Source organism: Geodermatophilus sp. SYSU D00779 (assembly GCF_054050595.1).
Genome location: NZ_JBJGZQ010000002.1, coordinates 207,310 through 227,635, shown reverse-complemented (window position 1 = coordinate 227,635; position 20,326 = coordinate 207,310). Strand labels below are relative to the sequence as shown.

Sequence of the window (20,326 nt, the reverse complement as noted above, 5' to 3'; positions counted from 1 at the left end):
CTGTGTCCGTGCCTGCGGCCGCGAGTCCGCTCACGCCCGCACCCCCTCGGGGACCTCGACGGCCCGGCGGAGGATCTTGCCGGTGGGCCCCTTGGGCAGGGCCTCGACCAGCCAGACGTGCCGCGGGTACTTGTAGGCGGCCACCCGCTCCTTGACCCAGGCGCGCAGCTCGTCGGGGTCGGCCTGCTGCCCGGGCTTGAGGGCCACCGCCGCGGCGACCTCCTCGCCCAGCTCGGGGTGCGGGACGCCGACGCACGCGGCCTCGGCGACCGCGGGGTGCTCGTAGAGCGCCTCCTCGATCTCCCGCGGGTACACGTTGTAGCCCCCGCGGATGATCATCTCCTTCTTGCGGTCGACGATGGCGAAGTAGCCGTCCTCGTCCTGCCGGGCCAGGTCGCCGGTGCGGAACCAGCCGTCCGGGATGGCCTTGGCCGTCTCCTCGGGCTTGCCCCAGTAGCCCTTCATGACGTTCTCGCCGCGGATGGCGATCTCGCCGACCTCCCCGGTGGGGACGTCCCGGCCCTCGTCGTCGACCAGGCGCATCTCCACGCCGCGGACCGGGGTCCCGATCGTGCCGGCCTTGCGCTCCGCGTGCGGGTGGTTGAACGAGGCCACCGGCGAGGTCTCGGACAGCCCGTAGCCCTCGAGCACGATGCAGCCGAAGGCCTCCTCGAAGCCGCGCATGACCTCGACCGGCATCGCGGACCCGCCGGAGACGCACACTCGCAGGCTGCTGACGTCGTACCGGTCGCGGTCGGGCTGGTGGAGCATCCCGGCGAACATCGTCGGCACGCCCTCGAAGACGGTCACCCGGTCGCGCTCGATGATCGACAGGGCCTTCCCGCCGTCGAAGCGCGGGAGCAGGGTCAGGCAGGAGCCGCCCATGACTGCGGCGTTGAGCGCGCAGGTCAGCCCGAAGACGTGGAACAGCGGCAGGCAGCCCATGACGACGTCGTCGGGGGTGTTCTCGAGCAGCGTCTCGTGGGTGGTCCGCGCGTTGCTCGCCAGGTTGGCGTGGGTCAGCTCGGCCCCCTTGGGCGGGCCGGTGGTCCCCGAGGTGTAGAGGATGACCGCCGCGTCCCGGTCCTCCCGCGGCTCGAGGTCCCGGCCGCCGGACCCGTCCAGCGCCCCGCCGACGTCCACTGGGCCGACGTCCACCGGGCCGACGGTCACCGCGTCGACGCCCACGGCGGCCGCGGCCTCGGTGGCCGCCTCGGCGATCGCGTCCAGCGCCACCACGAGCCGCGCGCCCGAGTCGCGCAGGTAGTACTCGACCTCACGGGCCTTGAGCAGCGGGTTCATCGGGACGACGGCGGCGCCGGCCATCAGCGCGCCGTAGAAGACGACCGGGAAGCCGAGCACGTTGGGCAGCACCATCCCCACCCGGTCCCCGGGCTGCACGCCCCGCTGCCGCAGGCCCGCGGCCACGCCGGCGGCGGCCTCGCAGAACCCGTCGTAGGTCAGGACGGCGTCGTCCATCCGGAGCGCCGGCCGGTCGCCGTGCGCGGCCGTGGTGTCGAGCAGGTGCTGTGCCAGGTTGGCCACGGGTCCTCCCCACCGGATCGCAGAACGGGTCCGGCCCCTACCCGGGAGGTCTGTGCTCTACCCCACAGTCCGGGAGGCCGCGGGTGGCGGGGCGGACGCGGGGGCGACAGGCTCAGGGCCCACCGACGACGACGGGAGTGCACGTGACGGACAGGACGGTCCTCGACATGTTCCGGCTGGACGGCCGGGTGGCGATCGTGACGGGGGCGTCCTCCGGCCTCGGTGCCGTGTTCGCCCGTGCCCTGGCCCAGGCCGGTGCCGACGTCGCGCTCGGCGCCCGTCGGGAGGACCGGCTGGGCGAGACCCGGGCGGCGGTGGAGGCAGCCGGACGGCGGGCGATCACGGTGCGCACCGACGTCGCCCGGCCCGAGGACTGCCAGGGGCTCGTGGACGCCACCGTGGCGGAGTTCGGGAAGGTCGACGTCCTGGTCAACAACGCCGGCGTCGGCACCGCCGTGCCGGCCACCCGGGAGACCCCGGAGCAGTTCCGCTCGGTGATCGACGTGAACCTCAACGGCTGCTACTGGATGGCGCAGGCCTGCGCGCGGGTGATGCAGCCGGGCAGCTCGATCGTCAACATCTCGAGCATCCTCGGGCTGACCACCGCCGGGCTGCCCCAGGCGGCCTACGCGGCCAGCAAGGCCGGTCTCATCGGGCTCACCCGCGACCTGGCGCAGCAGTGGACCGGCCGCAAGGGCATCCGGGTGAACGCGCTGGCCCCCGGCTTCTTCGAGTCGGAGATGACCGACCAGTACCCGGAGGGCTACATCGAGGGCCAGATGACCCGGGTGCTGGCCGGCCGCAAGGGCGACCCCATGGAGCTGGCCGCCGCGCTGGTCTTCCTGGTCAGTGACGCCGGCGGCTACGTCACCGGGACGACGCTCCCGGTCGAGGGCGGCCTGCTCACCAGCTGACGCGGGGAGCACGTCCGGGGGACCTGCTCCCGCCGGGGAGTGCGTTGCCGGACGCGGGGTCGTGCGGGGCGGACCGCGATCCGCCCCGCACGAGAGCCCCGAGGAGCACCCGCCATGTCGATCGTCGTCACCGGAGCCACCGGACACCTGGTTCGGCTGGCCGTCGAGGCGCTGGTGGAGCGCGGCACCCCGGCCGCGGACGTCGTCGCCACCGGACGCCGCACGCCGACCGCGCCGACCGCGCCGATCGCGGCGTCGTCGTCCGCACGGCCGACTACGACGACGAGGCGTCGCTGGAGGAGGCTTCCCGGCGCCGACCGGTTCCTGCTGGTCCCCGGCAGCGAGGTCGGGCCGCGCGTGCGGCAGCACCGCAACGCCGTCGCGGCGGCGCGCGCCGCCGGCGTCGGGTCCATCGCCTCCACCAGCATCGCGCACGCCGACACCTCCACGCTGCTGCTGGCCGAGGAGCACCGGGCCACCGAGCAGCTCCTGGCCGAGGCCGGGGTGCCGCACGCGCCGCTGGGCAACAGCTGGTACACGGAGAACTACACCGCCCAGCTCCCCGTCCACCTGGAGCACGGCATCGCCGGAGCGGGCGGGGACGCGCGGTCAGCGCGGCGACTACGCCGCGGCGGCCGCCGCCGTCGTGACCACCGACGGGCACGCCGGTGCGGTGTACGAGCTGGGTGGCGCGCCGTTCACCATGACCGAGCTGGCGCAGGTCGTCCCCGCAGTGACCGGTCGCACGGTGACCTACACCGACCTGCCCGTCGAGCAGTACCAGCAGGTCCTGGCCGCCGCGGGCCTGCCCGAGCCGGTCGCGGCCGTCCTCGCCGACGGCGACCGCGGCGTGGCCGCCGGCGAGCTCCTGGTCGAGGGCGACGACCTGGCCCGGCTGCTCGGTCGCGCGCCGACGTCGCTGGCCGACGCCGTGGCCGCCGCCGTCCCTGCGCTGCGCGTCTGACACCGGCCCGGACGGACGAGAGAGGCCCCGCCGCGGACCGCGGGGCCTCGCGCTGCCGCTGGGGCGGGTGCCGGCGGGGCGTCGGTCCCGTCGTCGGCCCGCACGTAGCGGCCCGTGCCGGGGATCACCTCACGGCAGGGGAATCGTTGAGCCTTCAATCAGGCTTCGCGGAGCAGTCATCCGCTGACGCGGTGGACTCCCTCGACCCGCCGCCGACCGAGCGACACACGGAACGGACGCCATGACCGCGACGAACCCGCCCACCTCGAAGACCGCGACCACCGGCGCGCCGCTGCACCCGCTGCTCGCCGAGCGGTGGAGCCCCCGCGCCCTCGACCCCCGGCACGAGCTCACGGTCGACCAGCTCACCGCCCTGCTCGAGGCCGCCCGCTGGGCGCCGAGCGCGTCGAACACCCAGCCGTGGCGGTTCGCCGTCGCGCTGCGGGGCAGCGCCGAGCACGCCGCCGTGCTCGATGCCCTGGCCCCCGGCAACCGAGCCTGGGCCCACGCCGCCTCGGCGCTCGTCATCGCCGCGGCCGAGACGACCGCTCCGGACGGCACGGCCCGGCCGTGGGCGGTCTACGACACCGGGCAGGCGGTGGCGCACCTGTCGGTGCAGGCGCAGCACGAGGGCCTCGTCGTCCACCAGCTCGGTGGCTTCGACCGGGACCGGGTCGCCGCGCTCCTCGCCGCCAGCGAGGTCACGCCGCTCGTGGTCCTGGCTCTCGGGCGCCGTGATGGCACGGTGCAGCTCGCCGAGCCGTTCGCCAGCCGCGAGACGGCCGCCCGGGACCGGCTGCCGCTCGACCAGCTGCTGCTGCCGCTGCAGCCCGTCGCCGCCGATCCCGCCGCCGCCTGACCGGAACCGCTCACCGTCGTCGGCGTTCCGCCGCAGGAGCCAGCTGAGCTCGTCGCCGTGATCCGGAACGGCCACGAAGCCGCCGTCGGGCGTCGCCTGACCGCTGCGGTGACGGAGGGCGCGCCCCGGACGGAAGAGGCCCCGCCGACCCGTTCCCGGGTCGGCGGGGCCTCTCGTGTCACTGGGTGCCCCCGGCAGGATTCGAACCTGCGCACCCGCCTCCGGAGGGCGGTGCTCTATCCCCTGAGCTACGGGGGCTCTGCGGTGGGGCGTCGTAGAACCTACCAGCCCCGCCGCGGCGTCCGGACGGCGGTGCGTCAGGGCGCCGGGAGCGGGGTGCCGCCGCGGGCGGCGAGCATCCCCTCCATGGTGGTCACCTCTGCCGTCTGGGTCTCGGCGATCGTGCCGGCCAGGTCCGCGACGGCCGGGACGTCGGCGTGCTCGGCGGCGTACTGCGCCATGTCGAAGCCGCCCTGGTGGTGCCGGATCATCAGCCGCAGGAACTCGACGTCGAACTCCGTGCCCGACAGGGAGCGCAGCTGCGCCAGCTCCGACTCGGTGGCCATCCCCGGCATCAGACTGCCGTGCGCCGGGGCCACGTCGTGCCCGGTGTGCCCGCTGCCCGAGCCCATCCAGGCCATGGTGTCCCCGCCGCTCGGCGGCAGGCCCCACAGCGCCAGCCAGCCCTGCATCCGACCGGCCTGGTTCTGCTGGGTCTCGGCGATGTCGAAGGCCAGCTGGCGGACCTCCGGGTCGGTGCTGCGCTCGGGCACCAGGTTCGCCATCTCCACGCCCTGCAGGTGGTGCTGGGACATGTCACGGGCGAAGCCGGCCGCCACCGACCCCGACTCCGGCGTCGCCTCGCCGCGGCCGATGCCCAGGGCGACCGCCGCGCCCCCGCCGATCAGGACCAGCCCGACGGCGATGACCGCCAGCAGGAGGACCCGCAGCGGGCTGCGCGCGGCGGTCACGGCGCGCCGGCCCCGGCCGTGGGCGTGGTCGGGGAGTCGGTGGTCGTGGAGGCAGCGCCGCGGCTGCTGTCCTCCACGGTCAGCGGGTCGCTGATGAACTGCGGGTTCTCGCAGCTGGCGCCCGGCTCGGGGTAGAACTCCTGGTTGTAGGTGAAGAAGTCGGCGAACTGCTGGACCCGCGGGTCGTCGGCCGAGTCGACCTTCAGCTGGTGGTTCCAGGACTGCAGGCTGATGGGGGAGTCCTGCCCGGGGTTCGGGGAGAGCATCCGCCCGGACTCGCTGGCCAGGTCGGTGAGCGTCTGCAGCGCGTCGCCGCTGACGACGCCGGGGTCGTAGGTGATCCAGACGGCGCCGTGCTCGAGGCTGTGGACGGCGTTCTCCAGCCGGATCGGCACGTCGTAGACGGTGCCGGTGCAGTCGGCCCACTCGCCGTCGTGCGGCCCGCCCACCGGCGGGGACTGCTCGTAGGTGACCGGGGTCGTGACGTGCTGCTGGCCGGCGGCGTAGTCGAAGGTCTGCAGGCCCTGGATCTCGTCGGCCGAGTCGACCCGGCCCTCCTCGGCCTCGTTGACCTGCAGGACGGCGTAGGTGAGGACGGCGACGGCGAACACCAGGACGGCGACCGCGGCGGCGATCAGCCCCCACGGCCGCTGCGGGGCCACGACGTTGGTCACCGGCGGACGCGTGCGCCCGCCCCTCCCGCCTGCCGCGCCCGCCCGGTCGGCTCCGCCGCGCGTGCGGTCGGGCTCGGGCTTGCGGTCCTTGGCCAAGGCCTCTCCTCGGTGCTCGGTGTCCTCGCCGGCCGCGTCCGTGCGCGCGCCGGTGCGCCGCGCGGCGACTCCTGCGCGGCGGTTGCGGCCGCCGAGTCTAGGTGCGCGACCTGAACGCACCCGGGCAGAACGCCGGTCGGGGTGAGGAAGGCCGCACGGGGCGGACGAGCCCGGTCAGTACGCTCGTGCGGTGACACCCGAGCAGCTGCGGAACGTCGTCCGGACCGCCGTGGCCGCCGCCGTCGACCGCGGCGCGCTGGCCGTCCCGGTGCCCGAGGACGTCGTCGTCGAGCGCCCGAAGAACCCCGAGCACGGCGACTACGCGACCAACGTGGCCCTGCGGCTGGCCAAGCCCGCCGGCCGTCCGCCCCGCGAGGTCGCCGAGGTGCTCGCCGAGGAGCTGCGCGCCCAGCCCGGCATCGCCGCGGTCGACGTCGCCGGGCCCGGCTTCCTCAACGTCACCCTCGCCCAGGGCGCGCTCGGCCGCATCGCGGTCGAGGCGGTCACCGCCGGCCCGGCCTACGGGCACACCGACACCCTCGCCGGGCAGAAGCTGAACCTGGAGTTCGTCTCGGCCAACCCGACCGGGCCGGTGCACATCGGCGGCACCCGGTGGGCCGCCGTCGGCGACGCCCTCGGCCGGCTGCTGGAGGCCAGCGGCGCCACCGTCACGCGGGAGTACTACTTCAACGACGCCGGTGCGCAGATCGACCGGTTCGCCCGCAGCCTGATGGCGGCCGCCCACGGCCGGCCGGTGCCCGAGGACGGCTACGCCGGCGACTACATCGGCGAGATCGCCACCCAGGTCGTCGACGCCGAGCCCGGCGTGCTGGAGCTGCCCGAGGAGCAGCAGCAGGAGCGCTTCCGGCAGCGCGGCGTCGAGCTGATGTTCGCCGAGATCAAGCGGACGCTGGCCGCGTTCGGCGTCGAGTTCGACGTCTACTTCAGCGAGCGCACGCTGCACGAGACCGGTGCGCTGGAGAAGGCCATCGCGCGGCTGCGCGAGAACGGCCACGTCTACGAGGCCGACGGCGCCACCTGGCTGCGGACCACCGACTTCGGCGACGACAAGGACCGGCCGCTGGTCAAGAGCGACGGCGACCCGACCTACTTCGCCGCCGACTGCGCCTACTACCTGGACAAGCGCAACCGCGGCTTCGACAAGGTCGTGATCATGCTGGGCGCCGACCACGCCGGCTACGTCGGCCGGTACAAGGCGCTGGTGGCCGCGGTCGGCGACGACCCCGAGGCCAACCTGGAGATCCTGCTCGGCCAGCTGGTCAACCTGGTCCGCGACGGCGAGCCGGTGCGGATGAGCAAGCGGGCCGGAACCGTCGTCCTGCTCGAGGACCTCGTGGAGGCCGTCGGCAAGGACGCCGCCCGCTACGCCCTGGCGCGGGCCTCGGTCGACCAGCAGATCGACCTGGACCTCGACCTGTGGAGCCGGCAGACCAACGACAACCCGGTCTTCTACGTCCAGTACGCGCACGCCCGGATCTCCTCCGTGCTGCGCAACGCCGCCGACCTCGGGGTGGCCGCGAGCCTCGACCCGCCCACCCCGGGGGACGTCGACGTCGCCGAGCTGACCCACGAGCGGGAGAACGACCTGCTGCGGTCGATCGGCGAGTTCCCGCGGGTGCTGACGTCGGCCGCCGAGCTGCGCGCCCCGCACCGGGTGGCCCGCTACCTCGAGGAGCTGGCCGGCACCTACCACCGCTTCTACGACTCCTGCCGCGTGCTCCCGCGCGGCGACGAGGAGGCGACCCCGCTGACCACCGCCCGGCTGTGGCTGTGCGCGGCCACCGCCGTGGTGCTGCGCAACGGCCTCGGCGTGCTCGGCGTCGACGCTCCGGAGCGGATGTGAGAGCGCACCCCGCCGGCCCGCTGCACGGCGGCATGACCCCGCCGCCGTCGGTCGGCCTGCCGCCGACCGACCTCGGCGCCCTCGACCCGCAGGTCTGGCCGCGCTCGGCGCAGCGGGTCGACGGCGAGCTGCACCTGGGCGGCCGGCCGGTCACCGAGCTGGCGCGGGCGCACGGCACCCCGCTGTTCGTGCTGGACGAGGCCGACTTCCGCGGCCGGGCCGCGGACTTCGCCGCCGCCTTCGACGGCGCCGACGTGCACTACGCGTCGAAGGCGTTCCTCTGCGGGCAGGTCGCCCGCTGGATCGCCGACGACGGCCTGCACCTGGACGCCTGCTCGGGCAACGAGCTGGCCCTGGCCCTGGCCGCCGGGTTCCCGGCCGAGCGGATCGCGCTGCACGGCAACAACAAGTCGCTCGTCGAGCTGCAGCTGGCCGTCGACTCCGGCATCGGCCACGTCGTCCTGGACTCCTTCGACGAGATCGACCGGCTGGTCCCGATGGCCGCCGCGCGGGTCGCCGCCGGCGGCGCGCCGGTGCCGGTGCTCATCCGGACGACGGTGGGCATCGAGGCGCACACCCACGAGTTCATCGCCACCGCCCACGAGGACCAGAAGTTCGGCTTCTCCCTGGCCACCGGCGACGCGCTGACCGCCGCGGTCCGGGTCATCCGCGAGCCGGCCCTCCGGCTGACCGGCCTGCACAGCCACATCGGCTCGCAGATCTTCGACACCGCCGGGTTCGAGGCGGCCGCGCACCGGGTGGTGGGCCTGCTCGGCCAGGTGTGGCAGGCCACCGGCGAGGTGCTGGGGGAGCTCAACCTCGGTGGCGGCTTCGGCATCGCCTACCTGCCCGAGGACGACCCGGTCAGCCCCGGCGACGTCGCCCACCGGCTGCGCACCGTCGTCGCCGCCGAGTGCGCGGCGCTGGACCTGCCGGTGCCGCGGCTGGCCGTCGAGCCCGGGCGGGCCATCGCCGGCCCCGGCACGGTGACGCTGTACGAGATCGGCACCATCAAGCCGGTGCGGCTGGGCAGCGGTGGGCAGGGCGCCCCGCAGGTGCGCAACTACGTCTCGGTCGACGGCGGGATGAGCGACAACATCCGCACCGCGCTCTACGACGCGTCCTACACCTGCGTGCTGGCCAACCGGACCTCCGACGCCCCGCCGGCGCTGTGCCGGGTCGTCGGCAAGCACTGCGAGAGCGGCGACGTCCTGGTCCGCGACCTGTGGCTGCCCGCCGACGTGCAGCCCGGCGACCTGCTCGCCGTCGCCGCGACCGGCGCCTACTGCTGGTCGATGGCGAGCAACTACAACTACCTGCTCAAGCCGCCGGTGGTGGCCGTGCGGGAGGGCGTCGCCACGGAGGTCGTCCGGCGTCAGACACTGTCGGACGTGTTCGCCCTCGACGCCGTCCTCGCCGACGTGCCCGCGCCCTCGCCGGCGATCGACCAGCCCGCGCCCGAGCACCCGGCAGGAGCCCGCTCGTGAGTGATCCGCTGAAGGTCGCGCTGCTGGGCTGCGGCACGGTCGGCAGCGCCGTGCTGCGGCTGCTGGAGGAGCAGGCGGGCGACCTCGCCGCCCGCATCGGCCGGCCGGTCGAGGTCGCCGGCGTCGCGGTCCGCCGTCCCGACCGGCACCCCGACGTCCCGGCGCACCTGCTCACCACCGACGCGCACGGGCTGGTGACCCGGGACGACGTCGACCTGGTCGTCGAGGTCATCGGCGGCATCGAGCCGGTGCGCTCGCTGCTGCTGGCCGCCTTCGAGGCGGGCAAGTCGGTGGTCAGCGCCAACAAGGCGCTGCTGGCCGACGACGGCGTCGAGCTGCACGCGGCCGCGGCCAAGGCCGGCGTCGACCTGTACTACGAGGCCGCCGTGGCCGGGGCGATCCCGCTGCTGCGCCCGCTGCGCGAGTCGCTGGCCGGTGACCAGCTGCGCCGGGTGGTCGGCATCGTCAACGGCACGACCAACTACATCCTGTCCCGGATGGCCGAGACCGGGCACGGCTTCACCGAGGCCCTGGCCGAGGCGACCGAGCTGGGGTACGCCGAGGCCGACCCGACCGCCGACGTCGACGGCTTCGACGCCGCGGCCAAGGCCGCCATCCTCGCCTCGCTGGCGTTCCACACCCCCGTCTCGGCCGCGGACGTGTACCGCGAGGGCATCTCCGCGGTCACCGCGACCGACGTCGCCCGCGCCGCGGAGATCGGCTGCACCGTCAAGCTGCTGGCCATCTGCGAGCGGGTCCTGGCGGACGGCGGGGACTCCGTCGCCGTCCGCGTGCACCCGGCGATGATCCCGACGACGCACCCGCTGGCCTCGGTCGGCGGCGCGTTCAACGCCGTCTTCGTCGAGGCCGAGGCCGCCGGGCAGCTGATGTTCTACGGCCAGGGCGCCGGCGGGGACGCGACGGCCAGCGCCGTGCTCGGCGACCTGGTCGCCGTCGCGCGCAACCGGGTCGCCGGGGTCGCCGGCCCGGGCGTCACCACCTACGCGGGGCTGCCCGCGCGGCCGATCGCCGAGACCCCGACCCGGTACCACGTCAGCCTCGACGTGGCCGACAAGCCGGGCGTGCTCGCGACGGTGGCGCAGGAGTTCGCCCGCCACGGGGTCAGCATCGCCACCGTCCGGCAGGACGGGCACGGGGACGCCGCGACGCTGGTCATCGTGACGCACAGCGCCCCGGACGCCGCCCTGTCGGCGACGGTGACCGCGCTCCGGGAGATGCCCGCGGTGCGCGGCGTCACCAGCATCCTGCGCGTGGAAGGACTGTCATGACGACGCAGCTGCCCGTCCGGGGCACCGTCTCCCCGCTGTGGCCCGGCCTCATCGAGGCCTACCGCTCGCGGCTGCCGGTCAGCGACAGCACCCCGGTGGTCACCCTCCAGGAGGGCGCGACCCCGCTGGTGCCGGCGCAGGAGCTGTCCCGCCGCACCGGCTGCGACGTCTACCTCAAGGTCGAGGGCGCCAACCCGACGGGGTCGTTCAAGGACCGCGGGATGACCATGGCCATCACCAAGGCCAAGGAGGAGGGCGCGCAGGCGGTCATCTGCGCCTCCACCGGCAACACCAGCGCCAGCGCCGCCGCCTACGCCGCGCGCGCCGGCCTGGTCTGCGCCGTCCTGGTGCCGCAGGGCAAGATCGCCCTGGGCAAGCTGGCCCAGGCGCTGGTGCACGGCGCCAAGCTCCTGCAGGTCGACGGCAACTTCGACGACTGCCTGGCGCTGGCCAGCAAGCTCGCGATCGACTACCCGGTCAGCCTGGTCAACAGCGTCAACCAGTACCGGATCGAGGGGCAGAAGACCGCCTCGTTCGAGATCGTCGACGTCCTCGGCGACGCCCCCGACATCCACTGCCTGCCGGTCGGCAATGCCGGCAACATCACCGCGTACTGGCAGGGCTACCGCGAGTACGCCGCCGACGGCACGGCCGGCCGGACGCCGCGGATGTGGGGCTTCCAGGCCGCGGGCGCCGCCCCGATCGTCACCGGGCAGGTCGTCGAGCAGCCGCAGACCATCGCCACGGCCATCCGCATCGGCAACCCGGCGTCCTGGACCAAGGCGCTGGCCGCCCGTGACGAGTCCGGCGGGCGCATCGACGCCGTCACCGACCGGGCCATCCTCGCCGCCTACCGGCTGCTGGCCCGCACCGAGGCCGTCTTCGTCGAGCCGGCGTCGGCCGCGTCGGTCGCCGGGCTGCTCCAGGTCGCCGAGGCCGGCGAGCTCGAGCCCGGCCAGCGCGTCGTCTGCACGGTGACCGGCAACGGGCTCAAGGACCCGGAGTGGGCCATCTCCGGCGCGCCGGCCCCGGTGACCGTCCCGGTCGACGCCGCGACCGCCGCCGCCCAGCTGGGGCTGTAGTGGCGCACCCTGACCCGGACGCCGTGCGGGTCCGGGTCCCGGCGACCAGCGCCAACCTGGGGCCGGCCTTCGACAGCGCGGGCATCGCCCTGGCCTGCCACGACGTCGTCGCGTTCGACGTCGTCGCGTCCGGCCTGGAGGTCGAGGTCTCCGGCACGGGCGCGGGGGAGCTGCCCACGGACGAGTCGCACCTGGTGGTCCGCGCCTTCCGGGCCGCGTGCGACGAGCTCGGCTGGACGCCGTCGGGCCTGCGCGTCGTCGCCGAGAACGGCATCCCCCAGGGGCGGGGGATGGGCTCGTCGGCGGCGGCCGTCGTCGCCGGCGTCCTCGGCGCCTGGGCGCTGTGCCCCGAGGTGGACCCCGTCGACCTCGACGCGGTGCTCCGTCTCACCTCCGAGCTGGAGGGCCACCCCGACAACGTCGCCCCGTGCCTGCTCGGTGGGGCGACGCTGTCGTGGACGACCGACGGGGTCGCCCGCGCCGACACCATCCCCGTGCACGACGACGTGCGGCCGGTGGTGCTCGTCCCCGACGCGACGCTGTCCACGCACGTCGCCCGCGGCCTGCTGCCCGACGCCGTCCCGCACGCCGACGCGGCCTTCAACGCGGGGCGCGCCGCGCTGCTGGTGCACGCGCTGGTCAGCGAGCCGGCGCTGCTGTTCGAGGCGACCGAGGACCGGCTGCACCAGCGGCAGCGCGCGGCGGCCATGCCGGATTCCGCGCGGCTGCTCGAACGGCTGCGCGCCGCCGGCCACGCCGCCGTCGTCTCCGGCGCGGGCCCGAGCCTGCTCGTGCTCACCCGCCGGCACCCCGACGACCCCGCGGACGACCCGGCCGGCGCCGTCCGCGTGCGAGGCGTGGCCGATCTCACTCCTGAGGGGTGGTCGGTGCTCCCCCTGGGGGTCGATGTCCACGGTGCCCGTGTGCAGCGCCCCGGCCAGCAGGTATCGTCTCGATAACGAGGAACACACCGGTACCGCACGGTGTTGTCGCGTACGTGAGCCCGAACTAGGCTCACGGCGTAGCCGCCCAGTCGGGCGAGCCTCGCGCGGGGCGTTGCAGACGATCTGATGTCCGTCGCCGCAGAACCGCTCCGCACCCACTGCATCCCGCATTCCTCGCTGTCCGCTCAAAGATCGGGCGGCAGGGGCCGGATCACCCCCTGCGCTGGTAGGCGCAGGTCTCCGCAGGGAAGGACCTGTACGTGAGCGAGACCACCGACCTCGTCACCGCGCCGCAGGGCGCAGGCACCGACGAGGCACCTGCCGCTTCTGGGACGACGGGCCGCACCCGTCGCCGCGGCAGCGGGCTCTCCGGCATGCTGCTGCCCGAGCTGCAGCGACTGGCCGCCGAGCTCGGCATCTCCGGCACCGCCCGGATGCGCAAGGGCGACCTGGTCGCCGCCATCTCCGCCCGCCAGGTGGGCGGCGAGGGCGCTGGTGGCGCCACCGCCGACGCGGCCCCCGCCGACATCCCGACCGCTCGTGGCGCCGACACCGCGCGCGGGGTGGCTGCCACGGCCGCACCGCTCGAGGCCCCGATCAGCGGTGGCGCGAACAGCGGTCCGCTGACCGCGTCGCCCGACGCGGGCACCGAGGCCGCGCCGCGCCGTCGTCGTGCGGCCAGCCGGCCCGCCGGCGCGCCGGCCGCCGAGAGCACCGCCCCGGCCGAGGCCACTGCTCCGGCGGCCGAGAGCACCGCTCCGGCGGTCGAGAGCACCGCTCCGGCGGTCGAGGCCGCGCCGAGCGCGCCCGAGCCGCGCGCCGAGGCCTCCGCTCCCGCAGCCGGCACCGCGCCCGAGGACACCGACGGCGAGCGCGCCGAGGGCGACCGCCCGCAGCGCAACCGCGACCGCGGGCGCAACCGCGGCGAGCGGGACGGCGGCACCCGTGGCGACCGCGGCGAGCGGGACGGCGGCACCCGTGGCGACCGCGGTGACAACCGCGAGCGCGAGGCCACCCGGGACGGCGGCGACCGCGCCGAGCGCGCCAACCGCAGCGACCGCGACACCAGCCGCAGCGACCGCGACACCAGCCGCAGCGACCGCGACGGCAACCGCGGTCCCGACCGGGGCGAGCGCGGCGGTCGGCCGGACAACCGCACCGACAACCGCAACGACCGCGGCACCGACGACCGCAACGACGAGGACGACGACTTCGAGGGCGGCCGCGGCCGCCGGGGGCGCCGTTACCGGGACCGCAACCGCCGCGGCAACAACCGTGAGCGCTTCGACCAGAACGAGCCGACCATCAGCGAGGACGACGTCCTGCTGCCGGTCGCCGGCATCCTCGACGTGCTGGACAACTACGCGTTCGTCCGCACCTCCGGCTACCTGACCGGCCCGAACGACGTCTACGTCTCGCTGTCGCAGGTGCGCCGCTACGGCCTGCGCCGCGGTGACGCCATCACCGGCGCCGTCCGTCAGCCCCGCGAGGGCGAGCGCAAGGACAAGTACAACGCGCTGGTCCGGCTGGACACCGTCAACGGCCTGGAGCCCGAGCAGGCCCGGCAGCGCCCGGAGTTCACCAAGCTGACCCCGCTCTACCCGCAGGAGCGCCTGCGGCTGGAGACCGAGCCGCACCAGCTGACCACCCGGGTCATCGACCTGGTCATGCCGATCGGCAAGGGGCAGCGCGCCCTCATCGTGTCGCCGCCCAAGGCCGGCAAGACGATGGTGCTGCAGTCGATCGCCAACGCGATCACGACGAACAACCCCGAGTGCCACCTCATGGTCGTCCTCGTCGACGAGCGGCCCGAGGAGGTCACCGACATGCAGCGCTCGGTGAAGGGCGAGGTCATCGCCTCGACCTTCGACCGGCCGCCGTCGGACCACACCACGGTCGCGGAGCTGTCCATCGAGCGGGCCAAGCGCCTGGTCGAGATGGGCCACGACGTCGTCGTGCTGCTGGACTCGATCACCCGCCTGGGCCGCGCCTACAACCTGGCGGCCCCCGCCAGCGGGCGCATCCTCTCCGGTGGTGTCGACTCCACGGCGCTCTACCCGCCCAAGCGCTTCCTCGGTGCCGCCCGCAACATCGAGAACGGCGGCTCGCTGACCATCATCGCCTCGGCCCTGGTCGAGACCGGCTCGACGATGGACACGGTCATCTTCGAGGAGTTCAAGGGCACCGGTAACGCGGAGATCAAGCTGGACCGCCGCCTGGCGGACAAGCGGGTCTTCCCGGCCGTCGACGTCAACGCGTCGGGCACGCGCAAGGAGGAGATCCTCATGTCGCCCGACGAGCTGGCCATCGTCATCAAGCTGCGCCGGGTGCTCGCCGCGCTCGAGCCGCAGCAGGCGCTGGAGCTGCTGCTCGACAAGCTGCGCAAGACGCGCAACAACATCGAGTTCCTCATGCAGATCCAGAAGACGACGCTCGGCCCCGGCAACGAGTAGAGGACCCTCCTGCCCCCGACCCTCGCTGGCGCTCGGGCCGGGACCCTGCAGGAGGGCCGTTCCAGCACGTCGCCGGCGTCAGGGATACTGAGCGACCGAGCCCCGCTGCGCGGCCGGAATGACCGGCCGGCCGCCGGCGTTCGACCACCTGAACGGCACAGACCACCGGAAGAGGCGACATGAAGCCCGGCATCCACCCCGACTACCACACCACCACGGTGACCTGTGGTTGCGGGAACACCTTCACCACCCGCAGCACGGCGCCCGGCGGCACGTTGACCGTCGAGACCTGCTCCGCCTGCCACCCCTTCTACACGGGCAAGCAGCGGATCCTGGACACCGGCGGCCGCGTGGCCCGCTTCGAGAAGCGGTTCGGCAAGCGCAACGCCAACGCCGGCCAGTAGTCCACCCGACGGCGCCCGTCCCACCTCGCGTGGGGCGGGCGCCGTCGTCGTGTCCAGCCCCGTGCACCACCCCCGAGAGGACTTCCCATGAGCAGCACCGACGCCGCGCCCGACCGGCTGAGCGGGCTGCTGGCCGAGCACGCCGCGCTGGAGACCGAGCTGGCCGACCCCGCCGTCCACGCCGACGTGTCCCGCGCTCGGCGCCTGGGCCGCCGCTACGCGCAGCTGGCCCCGCTGGTGGAGACCAAGCGCGCGCTGGACGCCGTCCGGGACGACCTCGCCGCCGCGCGGGAACTCGCCGACGAGGACGCCTCCTTCGCCGTCGAGGCGGCGGCGCTCGAGCAGCGGGTGCCCGAGCTCGAGGAGCGGCTGCGCGAGCTGCTCCTGCCCAAGGACCCCGACGACGACAAGGACGTCATCCTCGAGATCAAGGCGGGGGAGGGCGGTGCGGAGTCGGCGCTGTTCGCCGGCGACCTGCTGCGCATGTACCTGCGCTACGCCGAGCGCCGCGGCTGGGCCACCGAGGTGCTCGACGCCGTGCCGGCCGAGCTCGGGGGCTACAAGAACGTCTCGATCGCGATCAAGTCCCGCACCGACGAGGGCATCTGGTCCCGGCTGAAGTTCGAGGGCGGTGTGCACCGGGTCCAGCGGGTGCCGGTCACCGAGTCCCAGGGCCGCATCCACACCTCCGCCGTCGGCGTCCTCGTGCTGCCCGAGGCGGAGGAGGTCGACGTCACCGTCGACCCCAACGACCTGCGCATCGACGTCTTCCGCTCATCAGGCCCCGGTGGGCAGAGCGTGAACACCACCGACTCCGCCGTCCGGATCACCCACCTGCCGACCGGCATCGTCGTCAGCTCGCAGAACGAGAAGAGCCAGCTGCAGAACCGCGAGTCGGCGCTGCGGGTGCTGCGCTCCCGGCTGCTGGCCGCCGCCCGCGAGGAGGCCGCCGCGGCCGCCAGCGACCAGCGCCGCAGCCAGGTGCGCACCGTCGACCGCAGCGAGCGGGTGCGCACCTACAACTTCCCGGAGAGCCGGATCTCCGACCACCGGGTCGGCTTCAAGGCGCACAACCTCGACCAGGTGCTCGACGGCGAGCTCGACCCGGTCATCGACGCGCTCACCCGCGCGCACACCGCCGAGCTGCTGGCGGCCGGCTCCTGAACACCCGGCTGCTGCTCAGCGACGCCGCGCGGCGGCTCGCCGACGCCGGGGTCGAGTCGCCACGGGTGGACGCCGAGCTGCTGCTCGCCCACGTCCTCGGCGTCCCCCGCGCCGGCCTGCTCACCCTCGGCGAGGTCCCGGACGACGCGGCCGCCCGCTTCGACGCCCTCGCCGGACAGCGCGCCGACCGGGTGCCGCTGCAGCACCTCACCGGCCGCGCGCCGTTCCGCCACCTCGAGCTCGCCGTCGGCCCGGGCGTCTTCGTGCCGCGGCCGGAGACCGAGCAGCTCGTCGAGTGGGCGCTCGCGCGGCTGGCCGGTCTGGCCGAGCCCGTCGTCGTCGACCTGGGCAGCGGCTCCGGCGCCATCGCGCTGTCGATCGCGCACGAGCACCCCGGCGCGCGGGTCACCGCCGTCGAGCGCGACCCCGTCGCGATCGAGTGGACGAAGGCCAACGCCGCCACCCGCGCCGCGGCGGGGGACACCCCCGTCGAGGTGCTGTCCGGCGACATGACCGACCCCGGCCTGCTGCGGGAGCTCGACGGCGCGGTCGACCTCGTCGTCTCCAACCCGCCGTACGTGCCCGACGGCGCCACGGTGCCGCGCGAGGTGGCCGACCACGACCCGCCGCTCGCGCTGTGGGGCGGCCCCGACGGACTCGACGTCGTCCGCGGTCTGCTGCGGACCGCCGGGCGGCTGCTGCGGCCCGGTGGCGGGCTGGGCATCGAGCACGCCGACCAGCAGGGGAGCGCACTGCCCGCGCTGGTGCGGGCCTCCGGCGGCTGGACCGACGTCGAGGACCACCCCGACCTGACCGGCCGTCCCCGGTACACGACCGCGCACCGGAGCGGGGGATGACAGACTCGCCCTCCGTGGCTCCGTCTTCGACCCCGGCGACCTACGACTGCTCCGACCCCGACGCCCGTGCCGCCGGGCTGGACGCCGCGGCGGCGGCGATCGGGAGGGGCGAGCTGGTGCTGATGCCCACCGACACCGTGTACGGCGTCGCCGCCGACGCGTTCACCCCACCGGCGGTCGCCGCGCTGCTGGCGGCGAAGAACCGCGGCCGCACGATGCCGGTGCCGGTGCTCATCGGCGAGGCCTCCACCCTCGTCGGGCTGGTCACCGTCGTCCCGCCGCTGGCGACGAAGCTGGCCGAGGCGTTCTGGCCCGGGGGGCTGACCCTGGTCCTCGAGCACGCGTCGTCCCTGGCCTGGGACCTGGGGGACGCCGAGGGCACCGTCGCCGTCCGGCTGCCGGACGACGAGGTCGCCCGCGACCTGCTGCGGCGCACCGGCCCGCTCGCGGTCTCCAGCGCCAACCGCTCCGGCCGGCCGGCCGCGACCACCGCAGACGAGGCGGTCGCCCAGCTCGGTCCGCACGCGGCCGTCGTCCTGGACGGCGGGCCGCGCGCCGGGAGCGCGGCGAGCACGATCGTCGACTGCACCGTGCCGGCCCCGCGGGTCCTGCGGGTCGGGGCGATCCCGGTCGACCGGTTGCGCGAGGTCGTCCCCGAGATCGTCGACTGAAGGAGGACCCCCTGCCCCCCACCGCTCGCAGGCTCGCGGTGGGTCCCTGCAGGGGGCCGTTCCAGCACCTCACCGGCTCAGGGCGGGACCCGGGAGGGGGCCGCCGTCCTCCGCACCCGCCGCATGCCCGGGACGCGGCCACCCCCGCAGGCTCGGGACCCCGGAAGGGCCAGGCGGGACGCGCGCTCCCGGTGGGGCAGGGGCCGGAGCGATACCGTGGGACTCCAGTCCGTCGTCGATCCCGGGAGATCCGCTGCGATGAGCACCCTCTCCTGGGGCACCGTCTCCGGTCCCGCCTGAGCCATGCGCGAGTACGTCGTCGTCCTGCTCACCGCGGGGCTGGTCACCTTCCTGGCCACCCCGGTGGTGCGGCTGGCAGCGGTCCGGCTGCGCATGATGGCCGCGCCCCGCGAACGCGACGTGCACGTCATCCCCACGCCGCGCGGCGGCGGCGTCGCGATGTACCTCGGGGTCGCCGCCGCGGTCCTGGTGGCGACGCGGCTGCCGGCCCTGCAACGCACCTTCGACGACTCGCAGACCGCCGCGGTCCTCATCGCAGGCGGGCTGATCTGCGCGCTCGGCGTGCTCGACGACAAGTTCGGCCTGGACGCCCTGACCAAGCTCACCGGCCAGATCGCCGCCGCCGGCGTCATGGTGCTGCTCGGCGTCCAGCTGCTCTACGTCTTCCTGCCCGTCGCCGACATCGGGACGCTCTCCCTCGGGCCCGACATCGGCGTCCCGCTGACGCTGCTGCTGACCGTCCTCACCGTCAACGCGCTCAACTTCATCGACGGCCTCGACGGCCTGGCCGCGGGCGTCTCGGCGATCGCCGCGCTGGCCTTCTTCGCCTACAGCTACAACCTGGGCGTCGAGGGCTACGACGACATCGCCAGTGCCCCCACGCTGATCACCGCGGTCCTGGCAGGTGCCTGCCTGGGCTTCCTGCCGCACAACTTCAGCCCGGCCCGCATCTTCATGGGCGACTCCGGCTCGATGCTCGTGGGCCTGATGCTCTCGGCGGCCGCCGTCTCGGCGACCGGGCAGGCCGACCCGCAGACGTTCGACTCCGCGGCGACCCTGCTGCCGCTGGCCCTGCCGCTGCTGGTGCCGATCGCGGTGCTCTCCATCCCGTTCATCGACCTGGTCATGGCCGTCGTCCGCCGCAGTCTGCGCGGCCGCTCGCCCTTCTCGCCGGACAAGATGCACCTGCACCACCGGCTGCTGGCCATCGGGCACTCCCACCGGCGCGCGGTGCTGGTCATGTACTTCTGGGCCGCGCTCCTCTCCTTCGGGGCGGTGGGCCTGTCCATCACCGGCGGCCGGGTGGAGCTGCTCGTCGGCATCGCGGTGCTGCTCGTCCTCGGCGTCGTCGTGGTCCTCAGCCCGCGCGCCCGGCGGGCCGCCCGCGAGGCCCGCGCGGCCGAGCTCGAGGCCCAGCGGCGGCGCAGCCGCGCGCACCACCCCACGGGGCGGGCCCTGCGCGCAGCCGCCCCCTCCGTCCAGGGCCGGCCGGCCGACCCGGCCGGCAAGCCGTCGCCCCAGGGAGTCCGATGACCGCCACCGGGACCGAGCAGCAGCACGTCCCGTGGGACCTCTCCTTCCTCCGCGTGGGGACGGCGGTGACCGCGGCGCTCACCGCCGTCGCCGCACCGGTCGCTGGGCTGTTCGCGGGGTGGGACGCCGCCGTGGCCGTGCTGCTCGGCGCCGCCGTCGTCACGTTCTTCTTCGCGCTGTCCGGCCTGGTCATCGCCTGGGCCGGGCGGCACGGCGACGCCTTCACGCTGCCCGCCGCCCTCGGCTCGTTCTTCGTGAAGATCCTGGTCCTGGCCGCCGTGCTGCAGTCGCTGCCGGCCGACGGGTGGGTGCACCGCAGGACGCTGGCGTGGACGGTGGTCGCGGGCGCGCTGGTCTGGAGCGTCGTCCAGCAGCGCTGGGTCTGGACCCGCCGGCTGTACTACGTCACCCCGCCCGCCCCGCCCCGTGTCGCCCCGCCCGCCCCGCCCTCGACCGGGGGAACCCCGCTGCCGCCGGGAGGCCCCCCGACACGCGGCTGATAGTGTCCCGCCCGATGGCCGAGGACAGCTCCTC

Annotated in this window: 18 protein-coding genes and 1 tRNA gene; 15 read left to right on the top strand and 4 right to left on the bottom strand. The window is 74.8% G+C overall.

Annotated elements, in window-relative coordinates:
- Positions 1-30: 30 nt before the first annotated feature.
- Positions 31-1,545, bottom strand: coding sequence for a long-chain-fatty-acid--CoA ligase (locus ACI79G_RS02400; RefSeq protein WP_456879352.1), 1,515 nt, complete (start codon positions 1,543-1,545; stop codon positions 31-33).
- A gap of 143 nt (positions 1,546-1,688) precedes the next feature.
- Between ACI79G_RS02400 and ACI79G_RS02395 the strand changes: the two genes are divergently transcribed.
- From ACI79G_RS02395 to ACI79G_RS02385, 3 genes are all read left to right on the top strand, one after another.
- A complete protein-coding gene (locus ACI79G_RS02395) occupies positions 1,689-2,459 on the top strand; it encodes an SDR family NAD(P)-dependent oxidoreductase (RefSeq protein ID WP_456879350.1) in 771 nt (256 codons plus the stop codon).
- Positions 2,460-3,105: 646 nt separating this feature from the next.
- Positions 3,106-3,423, top strand: coding sequence for a hypothetical protein (locus tag ACI79G_RS02390; protein WP_456879346.1), 318 nt, complete (start codon positions 3,106-3,108; stop codon positions 3,421-3,423).
- A gap of 241 nt (positions 3,424-3,664) precedes the next feature.
- Positions 3,665-4,282, top strand: coding sequence for a nitroreductase family protein (locus tag ACI79G_RS02385; protein WP_456879344.1), 618 nt, complete (start codon positions 3,665-3,667; stop codon positions 4,280-4,282).
- Between the two features lie 186 nt (positions 4,283-4,468).
- Here ACI79G_RS02385 and ACI79G_RS02380 read toward each other — a convergent pair.
- The 3 genes from ACI79G_RS02380 to ACI79G_RS02370 form a co-directional block, all read right to left on the bottom strand.
- Positions 4,469-4,540: transfer RNA gene (locus ACI79G_RS02380), tRNA-Arg, on the bottom strand.
- Positions 4,541-4,599: 59 nt separating this feature from the next.
- Positions 4,600-5,253, bottom strand: a complete 654-nt coding sequence (locus tag ACI79G_RS02375) for a DUF305 domain-containing protein (RefSeq protein WP_456879342.1) — start codon at positions 5,251-5,253, stop codon at positions 4,600-4,602.
- On the bottom strand, positions 5,250-6,023 hold the full coding sequence (locus ACI79G_RS02370; RefSeq protein ID WP_456879340.1) for a DUF3105 domain-containing protein: 774 nt from the start codon (positions 6,021-6,023) through the stop codon (positions 5,250-5,252). The genes ACI79G_RS02375 and ACI79G_RS02370 overlap by 4 nt, the downstream gene beginning before the upstream one ends.
- A 190-nt stretch (positions 6,024-6,213) precedes the next feature.
- Between ACI79G_RS02370 and argS the strand changes: the two genes are divergently transcribed.
- The 12 genes from argS to ACI79G_RS02310 all read left to right on the top strand — a co-directional run bounded on the left by argS (position 6,214) and on the right by ACI79G_RS02310 (position 20,292).
- Positions 6,214-7,887: an arginine--tRNA ligase gene (gene argS, locus ACI79G_RS02365; protein ID WP_456879339.1), complete on the top strand. Its 1,674-nt coding sequence runs from the start codon at positions 6,214-6,216 to the stop codon at positions 7,885-7,887.
- Positions 7,884-9,374: a diaminopimelate decarboxylase gene (gene lysA, locus ACI79G_RS02360; protein ID WP_456879338.1), complete on the top strand. Its 1,491-nt coding sequence runs from the start codon at positions 7,884-7,886 to the stop codon at positions 9,372-9,374. The genes argS and lysA overlap by 4 nt, the downstream gene beginning before the upstream one ends.
- Positions 9,371-10,663, top strand: a complete 1,293-nt coding sequence (locus ACI79G_RS02355) for a homoserine dehydrogenase (protein ID WP_456879336.1) — start codon at positions 9,371-9,373, stop codon at positions 10,661-10,663. Before lysA ends, ACI79G_RS02355 begins: the two co-directional genes overlap by 4 nt.
- Complete coding sequence (gene thrC / locus ACI79G_RS02350) at positions 10,660-11,745, top strand: threonine synthase (protein WP_456879334.1); 1,086 nt, start codon at positions 10,660-10,662, stop codon at positions 11,743-11,745. The genes ACI79G_RS02355 and thrC overlap by 4 nt, the downstream gene beginning before the upstream one ends.
- Before the next feature lie 23 nt (positions 11,746-11,768).
- The gene (gene thrB, locus ACI79G_RS02345; protein WP_456879332.1) at positions 11,769-12,704 is read left to right on the top strand and encodes a homoserine kinase; all 936 of its coding nucleotides are present in this window, start codon (positions 11,769-11,771) and stop codon (positions 12,702-12,704) included.
- Between the two features lie 245 nt (positions 12,705-12,949).
- Complete coding sequence (gene rho / locus ACI79G_RS02340) at positions 12,950-15,142, top strand: transcription termination factor Rho (RefSeq protein WP_456879330.1); 2,193 nt, start codon at positions 12,950-12,952, stop codon at positions 15,140-15,142.
- Positions 15,143-15,321: 179 nt separating this feature from the next.
- Complete coding sequence (gene rpmE, locus ACI79G_RS02335; protein ID WP_091212718.1) at positions 15,322-15,546, top strand: 50S ribosomal protein L31; 225 nt, start codon at positions 15,322-15,324, stop codon at positions 15,544-15,546.
- Between the two features lie 87 nt (positions 15,547-15,633).
- Positions 15,634-16,710 (top strand): peptide chain release factor 1, encoded by a 1,077-nt coding sequence (prfA, locus tag ACI79G_RS02330; protein ID WP_456879327.1) that lies wholly within the window; start codon positions 15,634-15,636, stop codon positions 16,708-16,710.
- Positions 16,707-17,567, top strand: a complete 861-nt coding sequence (gene prmC / locus ACI79G_RS02325) for a peptide chain release factor N(5)-glutamine methyltransferase (protein ID WP_456879415.1) — start codon at positions 16,707-16,709, stop codon at positions 17,565-17,567. Before prfA ends, prmC begins: the two co-directional genes overlap by 4 nt.
- A 14-nt stretch (positions 17,568-17,581) precedes the next feature.
- Positions 17,582-18,238, top strand: coding sequence for an L-threonylcarbamoyladenylate synthase (locus ACI79G_RS02320; RefSeq protein ID WP_245699895.1), 657 nt, complete (start codon positions 17,582-17,584; stop codon positions 18,236-18,238).
- 303 nt (positions 18,239-18,541) lie between these two features.
- A complete protein-coding gene (locus tag ACI79G_RS02315; RefSeq protein ID WP_456879326.1) occupies positions 18,542-19,792 on the top strand; it encodes a glycosyltransferase family 4 protein in 1,251 nt (416 codons plus the stop codon).
- On the top strand, positions 19,789-20,292 hold the full coding sequence (locus ACI79G_RS02310) for a hypothetical protein (protein ID WP_456879324.1): 504 nt from the start codon (positions 19,789-19,791) through the stop codon (positions 20,290-20,292). The genes ACI79G_RS02315 and ACI79G_RS02310 overlap by 4 nt, the downstream gene beginning before the upstream one ends.
- The last annotated feature ends 34 nt before the right edge of the window (positions 20,293-20,326 follow it).